General features: G+C 42.2%; 9 protein-coding genes and 2 pseudogenes. 2 read left to right on the top strand and 9 right to left on the bottom strand.

The window, feature by feature from the left end; translation table 11 throughout:
* Positions 1–1,786, top strand: a 1,786-nt coding sequence (locus PX484_RS07845) for an N-acetylmuramoyl-L-alanine amidase (RefSeq protein ID WP_288103377.1), incomplete at its 5' end; no start/stop codon positions are given.
* Between the two features lie 97 nt (positions 1,787–1,883).
* On the top strand, positions 1,884–2,696 hold the full coding sequence (gene murI, locus PX484_RS07840) for a glutamate racemase (protein ID WP_002800377.1): 813 nt from the start codon (positions 1,884–1,886) through the stop codon (positions 2,694–2,696).
* 335 nt (positions 2,697–3,031) lie between these two features.
* Here the strand turns inward: murI and PX484_RS07835 are convergent, their stop codons facing one another.
* The 9 genes and pseudogenes from PX484_RS07835 to PX484_RS07795 form a co-directional block, all read right to left on the bottom strand.
* On the bottom strand, positions 3,032–3,391 hold the full coding sequence (locus tag PX484_RS07835; protein ID WP_002800376.1) for a HepT-like ribonuclease domain-containing protein: 360 nt from the start codon (positions 3,389–3,391) through the stop codon (positions 3,032–3,034).
* Positions 3,388–3,681 carry a nucleotidyltransferase family protein gene (locus PX484_RS07830; RefSeq protein WP_002800375.1) on the bottom strand — a complete coding sequence of 98 codons (294 nt, stop codon included), beginning with the start codon at positions 3,679–3,681 and terminating at the stop codon, positions 3,388–3,390. Before PX484_RS07830 ends, PX484_RS07835 begins: the two co-directional genes overlap by 4 nt.
* 225 nt (positions 3,682–3,906) lie before the next feature.
* Positions 3,907–4,086: pseudogene (locus PX484_RS07825) on the bottom strand (hypothetical protein).
* 12 nt (positions 4,087–4,098) lie between these two features.
* The gene (locus PX484_RS07820) at positions 4,099–4,443 is read right to left on the bottom strand and encodes a hypothetical protein (RefSeq protein ID WP_287765503.1); all 345 of its coding nucleotides are present in this window, start codon (positions 4,441–4,443) and stop codon (positions 4,099–4,101) included.
* A gap of 195 nt (positions 4,444–4,638) precedes the next feature.
* Positions 4,639–4,818 (bottom strand): annotated as a pseudogene (locus tag PX484_RS07815) (type II toxin-antitoxin system VapC family toxin); the annotation flags it as partial.
* A 161-nt stretch (positions 4,819–4,979) separates the two neighbouring features.
* Positions 4,980–5,255, bottom strand: coding sequence for a type II toxin-antitoxin system VapC family toxin (locus tag PX484_RS07810; protein ID WP_409772692.1), 276 nt, complete (start codon positions 5,253–5,255; stop codon positions 4,980–4,982).
* Complete coding sequence (locus PX484_RS07805; RefSeq protein ID WP_002774769.1) at positions 5,242–5,514, bottom strand: hypothetical protein; 273 nt, start codon at positions 5,512–5,514, stop codon at positions 5,242–5,244. Before PX484_RS07805 ends, PX484_RS07810 begins: the two co-directional genes overlap by 14 nt.
* A 234-nt stretch (positions 5,515–5,748) precedes the next feature.
* Complete coding sequence (locus PX484_RS07800) at positions 5,749–6,060, bottom strand: hypothetical protein (protein ID WP_016514503.1); 312 nt, start codon at positions 6,058–6,060, stop codon at positions 5,749–5,751.
* Between the two features lie 269 nt (positions 6,061–6,329).
* Positions 6,330–9,291 (bottom strand): tetratricopeptide repeat protein (locus PX484_RS07795; RefSeq protein WP_288103375.1); only part of this gene is annotated, 2,962 nt, incomplete at its 5' end.

Raw genomic sequence — 9,291 nt, 5'->3', positions numbered from 1 at the left:
GTTCACCACCGACAATCGAGTGCAACCGCGAGCGCAAATGATCACTAACCCCACCAGGATCGTGATCGATCTGCCCGGGATCAAGTTAGGGCAACCCAATATTAACCGGCCCATTGGCAATATCGTCAGAAGTGTCCGTATTGGTCAATTTGATGCGGAAACTACCCGTTTAGTGATTGAATTGGCCCCCGGCTACACCTTTGATCCTCAACAGGTAAAAATTCGCGGAATTTCGCCCACCCAATGGACAGTGGAATTGCCAGAACCCCAACCGATTCGGGAGGAAACGCAACCACCCGTCACCCCTGACCCCACACCTCCCCCCGATCGCGGTTCCACCCGTCCCACTCCCCCACCTCCAGTTAGCCAGACCGACAACAACGATGATTTTCAGATCACTCGCAATGGTCTTTTTGTCCGTTTAGAGCAAAATGGTGATGATCGATCGATCCGCAGTCAACGCAGCCGCGACGGCAAAAAAATCGAATTTGAATTACCCGGGGCCACTTTACCCGGTAGTCTCACCGGTCAAACTATCCCTGTCAATCGCTATGGGGTCGGTGATATTCAATTCAGTCAGACTGCCAATCAACGGGCTAAGATTTCCCTAAGCGTTAATAAAGATAGCCCCGATTGGCAAGCTCTCTATAGTCGTTTTGGTGGCTTGGTTTTACTGCCTAGGGGCGGTCTGAGTTCCGTGGATAATATCTCCTCACCTCCCCCGACTCAGGCCACTAATCCCACTCCCCGTCCCAATAATCCCCCCGCGAAAACTGCCAATAATCCCCCTTCTAGCAGTCGTTTGGCCACGATCTCCTCGATCGATCTGGCAGGTAATAACGATCGCCTCTTAATTCGCGCGGATTTACCCCTAAAAGCTAACGGCATTGTTAACCGGGATGGTGTCTATGAACTACGCATCGAAAATGCTAAGTTAGCCGAGTCTTTTCGCGGTCCGCGCTTTGGTCGCAATAGTCCCATCTATCAATTGCGGGTACGTCAGGAAAGTGTCAATAAGGTGCTGATTTTGGTACAGACGGCCGCGGGTTTTCAACTGGGACAATTAACTCAAACGGGCAATCAAACCCTAGCCCTAGAATTGCTGTCCTCCCGCAATTCTAGCCCCGTTTCCCAGGTTCCTGACTCCACCACTATACCTGTCCCTTTACCCCCAGATACGGGGCAATTTAACCCACCTCCGCGCCCCTCTGACCCCACTCCTAATCCCCCCCGACAACGCAATAGCCGCTTTCTGGTGGTGATCGATCCGGGCCACGGTGGTAAGGATCCGGGGGCGATCGGAATTGGTGGCCTTCAGGAAAAAAACGTAATTCTGCCCATTTCCCTAGAAGTTACCCGCATCCTGCAACAACAGGGCATCGATGTGCGTCTAACTAGGGATAGCGATTTTTTTGTCACCCTGCAAGGGCGCACGGATCTAGCTAACCGGATCGATGCCGATCTATTTGTCAGTATCCACGCTAACTCTATGGGGAAAGCACGACCGGATGTCAATGGCATAGAGGTGTATTACTTCGGCGATCGCCGTTTATCGGATACCATCCATCGCAATATTGTCCGCAGTGTCGATATGCGCGATCGGGGGGTGCGTCGGGCCCGTTTCTATGTGCTGAGAACCTCGAAAATGCCCTCTACCCTCGTGGAAGTGGGTTACGTTACTGGCGCTGAGGATGCTGCTAAATTAGCCAATGCCAACTTTCAACGACAAATGGCGGCGGCGATCGCTGGGGGGATTATTGAATATATTCAACGAAATCTCCGTTAATGATTAAATGATTGGAGCATTAGTTTACCAATCAAAAAATCCGTGTTTTAATATCATCAAATAAAGCTACTTTAGATCAGCGTTTTCCTCGATATCTATGAGAGAATCACAACTTAGTCCGATTGGTGTGTTTGATAGTGGTGTGGGTGGACTGACCGTTTTAAGGGAGTTGTATAAACAACTGCCCCAAGAATCAATTCTCTATTTCGCTGATACCGCTAGACTTCCTTACGGAACCCGTTCTAAAGGGGAAATTATCGAATTTGTCCGGGAAATTCTCACTTGGATGGGTGAGCGCCGGGTGAAAATGGTGATTATGGCCTGTAATACCAGTTCCGCCTTGGCTTTAGAAGAAGTACGGGCCGAATTTAAAGATTTACCGATTTTGGGGGTAATTTTGCCCGGGGCAAAAACTGCCGTTAAACAAGGAAAGCGCATTGGTGTGATTTCTACCCCGGCTACGGCTAAAAGTAATGCCTATAAACAGGCAATTCAAGAAATCGATCCTACTGCCCAAGTTTGGCAAATTCCCTGTCCTGAGTTTGTACCTTTGATCGAGGCTAACCGCATTTTTGACCCCTACACCACGCAAGTGGCTAGGGAATATCTTCAGCCTTTACTCGCAGAAAATATTGATACTCTGGTCTATGGTTGTACCCATTATCGCCATCTTTCCCCGGTTTTACGTCGTCTTTTACCTAGTTCCGTGCGCTTGGTAGATCCCGCCGCTTCCGTTGTCCGAGCGGCGGAAAAAGAGCTAGAATTATTAGGTATAAAAAATCCCGAAATACCCCTACCTACTAACTTCGCAGTTAGCGGTGATCCTGATACTTTTGCCCGTTTATCTCGTCAATGGCTAGGTTTTTCTCCTACGGTAGAAAAGGTTTATTTACCCGTCCCTGTTTTATAACCGTTAGCCTTTTTCAGTGAGCAGTAATCAGTTAGAAAAGGCAGAAGGCAAAAGGAAACCAGATCCTTGCCCCCATCTCCTGACGACCGACTCCTATCTCCCCACTGATAACTGATCACTGATTAGGAGTTGATTTTAGCTTTTTTGCGATCGATAGTAAGAGGTAGATCACCAGTAGATACACCATTGGTAACACTAAGGTCATGGTAGGCATTGTTTGATTAGGGAGGAGAGAAGATAGTTAAAATTAGGTAGGCTTAATCTTTCCCCATTGATCATTGAATGACTAGCGACGAGAAAACCGGCCAAATCTGCAAACAGATCGAGCTTATCCGTCAGTCACTCTGCCAAGGGACTAGGATCGAGTTGGACAGGTAATCGTCTTCAACTCCATTCTTCGCACCAGAAACCGACGAGAAAAAATTCCTCATCTTAAGTAGGTCAATTCCCCCTAAATAATCATGTACTAAAATATTCCTAAAACCAGAAATATTACGCCAGTCAACATCAGGAATATTTGCCTTTAATTCCTCCGAAAGCCGTTGAGTTGATTCTGCCAAAGTTTGTAAGCGTCTAATGATAGCATCGCTGATCATTGAATTAGCAAAAAACTCCTGTTTTCCTCCTTGGGAATACTCCTTAATTTTATCAATACAGTCTAAAATGTATTCAAGATAAACTTGATCTTCATTCATAACTTAATTGCCTCCTTTAAGATTCGCTGTTTAATTAGATGATGAAGGCTTTTTTCAGTTACTATATCCACTTTACACCCTAAGAGAGCCTCTAAATCAACTAATAATCCACCTGGAAACCAAGGGGATGTTTTAGCTAAATCATAATCAATTAAAAAATCAATATCACTATTTTCGGTTTCCTCACCTCTAGCAACGGAACCAAATACACGCACATTAAAAGCACCATGTTTGGTAGCAATTTTTAGGATATCCTCTCGTTTGTCTTGTATGAGTTGTTTTAGGGTCATAAAATAAGTAGGTAGGCGTTAAAAATTATCAGACACCCCCCTTATCAAGGGGGGATTAAGGGGGGATCGGCACCCCCCTTATCAAGGGGGGCAGGGGGGATCGAACCTAAAATCTATTTTTAATTTAATTATAACCAGCTACTTAACATCCATCCCGAAGGTTTTTAATGAACAATTAACAGACTAGACTAGAAAAAACTAAATACTGATAACTCACCCCCCCACTTATTGCCCTAATTGCTGCAAAAATTGCATCACCTTTTCATCAGTTGCCATATTATTCTGTTGGTAGAATAATATAGCTGCTTGTTATAGATCAATTTTTGCTTTTTCGGTTTGTTTTAATTTTGCATATAAAAGACCACGACTACGGACTTTATGAACGGTGGCTAAATAAGTAATCATTGATTTCTCATTTCAGGTTCGCATTAGATTATATTCTTCGCGGATTGATGAAGTTAGAGATTCCAATAAGATTAATTTTTCCTCAATTGACAGGTTTTTTCCTTGTTTAATTAATGTTTGTAAAGGCATTTTTTTAAAATCAAATTCAGGCACAAGTAGAGCCAATTCTTGTGTTTGTTGATTTTGTAAATCAGTAATTAATTCTTGTAAAAATAAAGAATCATTACTTAAGTCCGAAATTTCATCTTCATAGTTTTCGAGAGCTTCTATTTGTTGAATACGGTCACTATAATTTTTGAGAAGGGATTCGAGAGCTTCGATAATAAATTGGATGTCTTTAAATGATAGAGTTTTCATAGTTTACCTCAACTTACTTTTTTAAATCCTATAGTAATCATAGCAATTATCGTCCGTTGGGTTGACCCAAGGAAACCCAACAAAAAGATTCAGACAGATTTAGGTGTTGGGTGTTGGGTTGCGCTTTCCCTGAGAATTGAGAGGTTTTCTTTAACATATTTATTCGCTCAAACCAATCTACGGACTACTGATTAACTAGAAATTTGGGAAAAGATTAATAAAGGGTTTTTTATTTTTCCAGCGATAGGTATTAAAATCTCGATTATCAATTGATAAGATACGTCCATTTCCTAACTCTTCTGCTAAGATAAATAGAGAGGCATCGGCTAAGTCCATTGGCAGACTTTGATATTGTTTCATAAGGTCTTGAATTCTTTCTAAGTAGGTAGGCGTTAAAAATTATCAGACACCCCCCTTATCAAGGGGGGCAGGGCGGATCCGCACCCCCCTTATCAAGGGGGGATTAAGGGGGGATCGGCACCCCCCTTATCAAGGGGGGCAGGGGGGATCGAACCTAAAATCCATTTTTAATTTAATTATAACCAGCTACTTAGATGAGTATTTTCAAGGTGAAATAATAGAAATTTTTGGGGATGTCTCTCAAATACGTTCATTAATTTTATTTGTTTTTCAACTCCTGTATAGAGATTTGGAGAACGTTGTAAAAGAAGATTACAACTTTCTGTTAAAACACACCAAGTTGTAATTAGTGGTTGAGAAGAATACTGTGCTAAGGTTTGCTGTGCTATTAGATGATATTGATCTTTATTGTTAAATAAAGCCACCCAGAATCCGGTATCAACGATGATCATATTTAGCTTTTAATCCTTCTTTGAGAACAGATTTATAATTAGTAGAAAGGTCGGATTCTGCACTAATACAACCGATTAATCCAGATTCTTTTAAAATGTCTAGGGTACTTTGAGCTTCAGGGTTTATTTTTGCTGCAATCTCTGGCTTTTTTGCCAAGGAATAGCGTTTTTTTAATAACTCAATAAAATCAATCAGTAAGTTTTGTGCTTCTTCAGGTAATTGGTTAATATCTTCTTGAATTTGTTCTAAGTTAATCATTAATTTTCCTCCGTTAAGATTTTTAAATGGGCTGCTAATTTTTAAGCCACATAACGAATAATTTTGACTTCTGCTCCTTTATTAACAGGAATAGAATTACCGTCGATTGGGTTGAACCAAGGAAACCCAACAAAAAAATTCAGACGGATTTAGGTGTTGGGTGTTGGGTTGCGCTTTTCCTGAGAATTGAGAGGTTTTCTTTAACATATTTATTCCCTCAACCCAACCTAAAAACTACGGGCGCTCACTACTTAATTTAATCACTTGTTGCTCAGGAAATTTAAGGGTAAGTTCCCATTCTCCCCCTAATTCCCTCATCATACGGGTTAAATTTTCTAGGGTAAGATGTTGTTTTAAATCATCCGATTTTGCTGAGAAACAGGGCTGTTCACTTTCGCTTTCCGTGATTTCTTCTGAAGCAAGTCCTAGGCGTTGAAGAAGTTCATCAATGATTTGCATTTCTTGTAAAAGCTCTTGGGTTTTAGCTTCAATTTTTGCCCTTCTTTCAGAGGGCAGTTTATCCATTTCTTCATCAAAGGTAATCATAGATTTTGCTCCGTTAAGGTTTTTAAATAGGCTTCAAATCTTTTTTCGGCGATGGGAATGTTTTTTTCATACCATCTTTTATCGCCAGTTTTATTTCCTCCTACTAGCTAAAGTCGATTGGATTGACGTAAGGAAACCCAACAATAAACCCAAGGAAACCCAACAAAAAGATTCAGACAGATTTAGGTGTTGGCTGTTGGGTTTCGCTTTTCCTGAGAATTGAGAGGTTTTCTTTAACATATTTATTCGCTCAACCCAACCTACGAAACTCACCCCCCTAATTGTTGTAAAATCTGCATCACCTTTTCATAAGCAGCCATATTATTCTGTTGGAGGAATAATATGGCTGCTTGTTGTAGATCAATTTTTGCTTTTTCGGTTTGTCGTAATATGGCATATAAACCACCACGACCTAAGTAAGCTTGAGCCAAATTAGGATTAATTTCAATGGCTTTGCTGAAGTCAGAGAGGGCTAAATCGTATTTCTGCAAGTTATAGTAAAGAACCCCCCGATTGTAGTAAGCATTAGCATAATTAGGATTAATTCTAATAGCTTGGTTGTAGTCAGCTAAAGCTAATTCATATTTTTGTTGGTAAGAGTAAAGAACCCCCCGATTGTAGTAAGCCACAGCATCATTACGATTAATTTCAATAGCTTTGTCGTAGTCAGCTAAAGCTAATTCGTATTTTTCTTGGAGACGGTAAAGAACCCCCCGATTGACGTAAGCCTCAGCATAATTAGGATTAATTTCAATAGCTTTGTCGTAGTCAGAGAGGGCTAAATCGTATTTCTGCAAGTCAGAGTAAAGAACCCCCCGATTGTAGTAAGCATCAGCATCATTAGGATTAATTTTAATAGCTTTGCTGTAGTCAGAGAGGGCTAATTCGTATTTCTGCAAGTTTTTGTAAAGATTCCCTCGATTGTTGTAAGCCAAAGCATAATTAGGATTAATGTCAATAGCTTTGTTGTAGTCAGCTAAAGCTAATTCGTATTTCTGCTGGTTATGGTAAAGAAGCCCCCGATTGTAGTAAGCTTGAGCCAAATTAGGATTAATTTTAATAGCTTTGTTCCAGTCAGCTAAAGCTAATTCGTATTTCTGCAAGTCATAGTAAAGAGCCCCCCGATTGACGTAAGCCTCAGCAAAATTAGGATTAATTTCAATAGCTTTGTTCCAGTCAGCTAAAGCTAAATCGTATTTTTCTTGGAGACGGTAAAGAACCCCCCGATTGTAGTAAGCCCCAGCTAAATTAGGATTAAGTAGAATAGCTTTGTTGTAGTCAGCTAAAGCTAATTCGTATTTTTGTTGGTTAATGTAAATATTCCCTCGATTGCCATACCAAGCAGCACGGGGAGCGAGATCAATTGCCTGATTAATCGCCGCTAATCCCTCATCATAGCGTTTTAATTCACTTAATACTCCGCATTTCTCGTTATAGTAATTGGGGTTATTGGGAAGCAGAGAAATCGCCTGATTAATCACCGTTAATGCTTGCTCATAATTTTCTCTGGCTTCTCTTTCTCTACCAGCACTTGTTGAGAAGTCACCTAAAAAGCGATAAAATACACTTTGCCGTTGTAAAATACTACTGTGAAACTTCTTTAAATCTTCCCGTTTAGGTAAGGTATTAATCGCTTGTTGCAAAGCTTCCATAGCTGGTTGATGTTCGCGTAATTCAAATAACGCTAATCCCTTCCCATACCACGCTAAATAGACATTATCGGGGTCATTTTGCTTAATCGCTTCATCAAAGGCTTTAATTGCTTCCTCAAACCTGAATAACCGCCATAATTGTCCTCCCCTTTCTATCCAAATATCCGCCTTCGCATTGGTATTAGGAACAATAACACCAGTAATCGCTTGAATAATTTCTTGTTGTTGTTGCTGACTAACTTGGGGTTGAGCAGTGGTTAATAATTGCGGTTTTACCTTCAATCTTTCTTGCAATCCGATAAAAGTGCTAACGGGAATCCCCAAACTATACCCTAACTGAATTTTCCCTCCCCCTGCTCCTTCTGAACGTCCATGAATCCCTATTACTCTCCCCTGAGAGTCTAAGACTGCACCGCCACTCATGCCCCCAAATGTGATGCTGGTATAAACTAATTCATAGCCTTCGGTTAAAGAAGCAACACTTTGTAATGTTCCCCCTTGTTTATTCCTTAAAGGACTTTGGCGGGTTTGTAGTAATCCCTGTTCTTTATCGTTAATTATACCGCCACTAAACAACCATTTCGAGGGATTTTGGCCAATTTTTGGGAAGCCTGCCGCAAAAACAAAATCACCGGTATTTGGGTTATAATTCGCTATTTCCGCAACGGGATAATTGTCCAGGCTTTCAAACTGAAAGACTGCTAAATCTACCCCTTCCTGCCGGATGATGGTGCTTTTCTCGATGTTTCGAGTTTTGCCGTCGCTGGTGACGACGGTGTAGGTGTGATCGGGACAAGGTTCACTTGCAGCATCTTGACTTTCTTCCTTCTTCTCACATAATACATGGTCTGCGGTTAAAACCGTGTAAATATTGCCTTTTTTAGCAATAATTACGCCACTTCCATTGGCTTTACTGCTACTATCAATCCGCACGGTGAAACCCTTGGCTTTTGTTTCTAATTCGGCGATATAGCCAGTATAGGCGGTGGTTTCTATATCGGGGTTCACCTGCGGTAGGGGCAGGTTATAGGCGCTGAGGATTTCGGGCCGGATGTAGGTTAATAGGGTATGAAGGGGAATGCCCCAGTTAACCGCTCTCATCTGTTGGATTTCTGCGTCTGTGGGTTTCGTACCGTCTTCGTCGATGTAGTTAGAGAGAATCGGATGGGCCGATCGCCCGTTAATGCCGATTAACTCCCCATCGACAAAAATGCCGCCGCCACTCATTCCCTGCACGATATCGCCACTATAACCGACGCTGTAGCCATCCCGGAGGGGTCGATCGCTCACCTGTTCGAGGGTTCCCTTTGTTGTCCGATACTGTCCCGTTTCGGCAACATATCCCGCGGCCACCACTTCTAAACCGATCCTGTCTTGATTGGGGGTAAACTCCGCGATGGTGGCGATCGGATAATTCCTAGTATCGCTAAACTCCACTAGGGCCAGATCCTTATCTTTTAAAAGGGAATTCGGCGCGATCGAGGCTGTGCGGGTTTGGCCGTCGTGGGTTTGGATCTGTAGGGTGGTCGCGCCGCGGGTAACGTGAGCGTTGGTCAAAACGAGGTATATACTGCCTTTT

It is taken from the genome of Microcystis sp. M49636_WE2, from assembly GCF_030065375.1.
Taxonomy (GTDB): domain Bacteria; phylum Cyanobacteriota; class Cyanobacteriia; order Cyanobacteriales; family Microcystaceae; genus Microcystis; species Microcystis aeruginosa_C.
Note: the sequence above shows the minus strand (reverse complement) of the source record. Positions and strands in the feature narration are given on the sequence as shown.

Bases quoted from the DNA above. Each gene is read 5' to 3' on its own strand.
- murI (WP_002800377.1), top strand. From the start codon at position 1,884: ATGAGAGAATCACAACTTAGTCCGATTGGTGTGTTTGATAGTGGTGTG.
- PX484_RS07835 (WP_002800376.1), bottom strand. From the start codon at position 3,391: ATGAATGAAGATCAAGTTTATCTTGAATACATTTTAGACTGTATTGAT.
- PX484_RS07830 (WP_002800375.1), bottom strand. From the start codon at position 3,681: ATGACCCTAAAACAACTCATACAAGACAAACGAGAGGATATCCTAAAA.
- PX484_RS07820 (WP_287765503.1), bottom strand. From the start codon at position 4,443: ATGAAAACTCTATCATTTAAAGACATCCAATTTATTATCGAAGCTCTC.
- PX484_RS07810 (WP_409772692.1), bottom strand. From the start codon at position 5,255: ATGATCATCGTTGATACCGGATTCTGGGTGGCTTTATTTAACAATAAA.
- PX484_RS07805 (WP_002774769.1), bottom strand. From the start codon at position 5,514: ATGATTAACTTAGAACAAATTCAAGAAGATATTAACCAATTACCTGAA.
- PX484_RS07800 (WP_016514503.1), bottom strand. From the start codon at position 6,060: ATGATTACCTTTGATGAAGAAATGGATAAACTGCCCTCTGAAAGAAGG.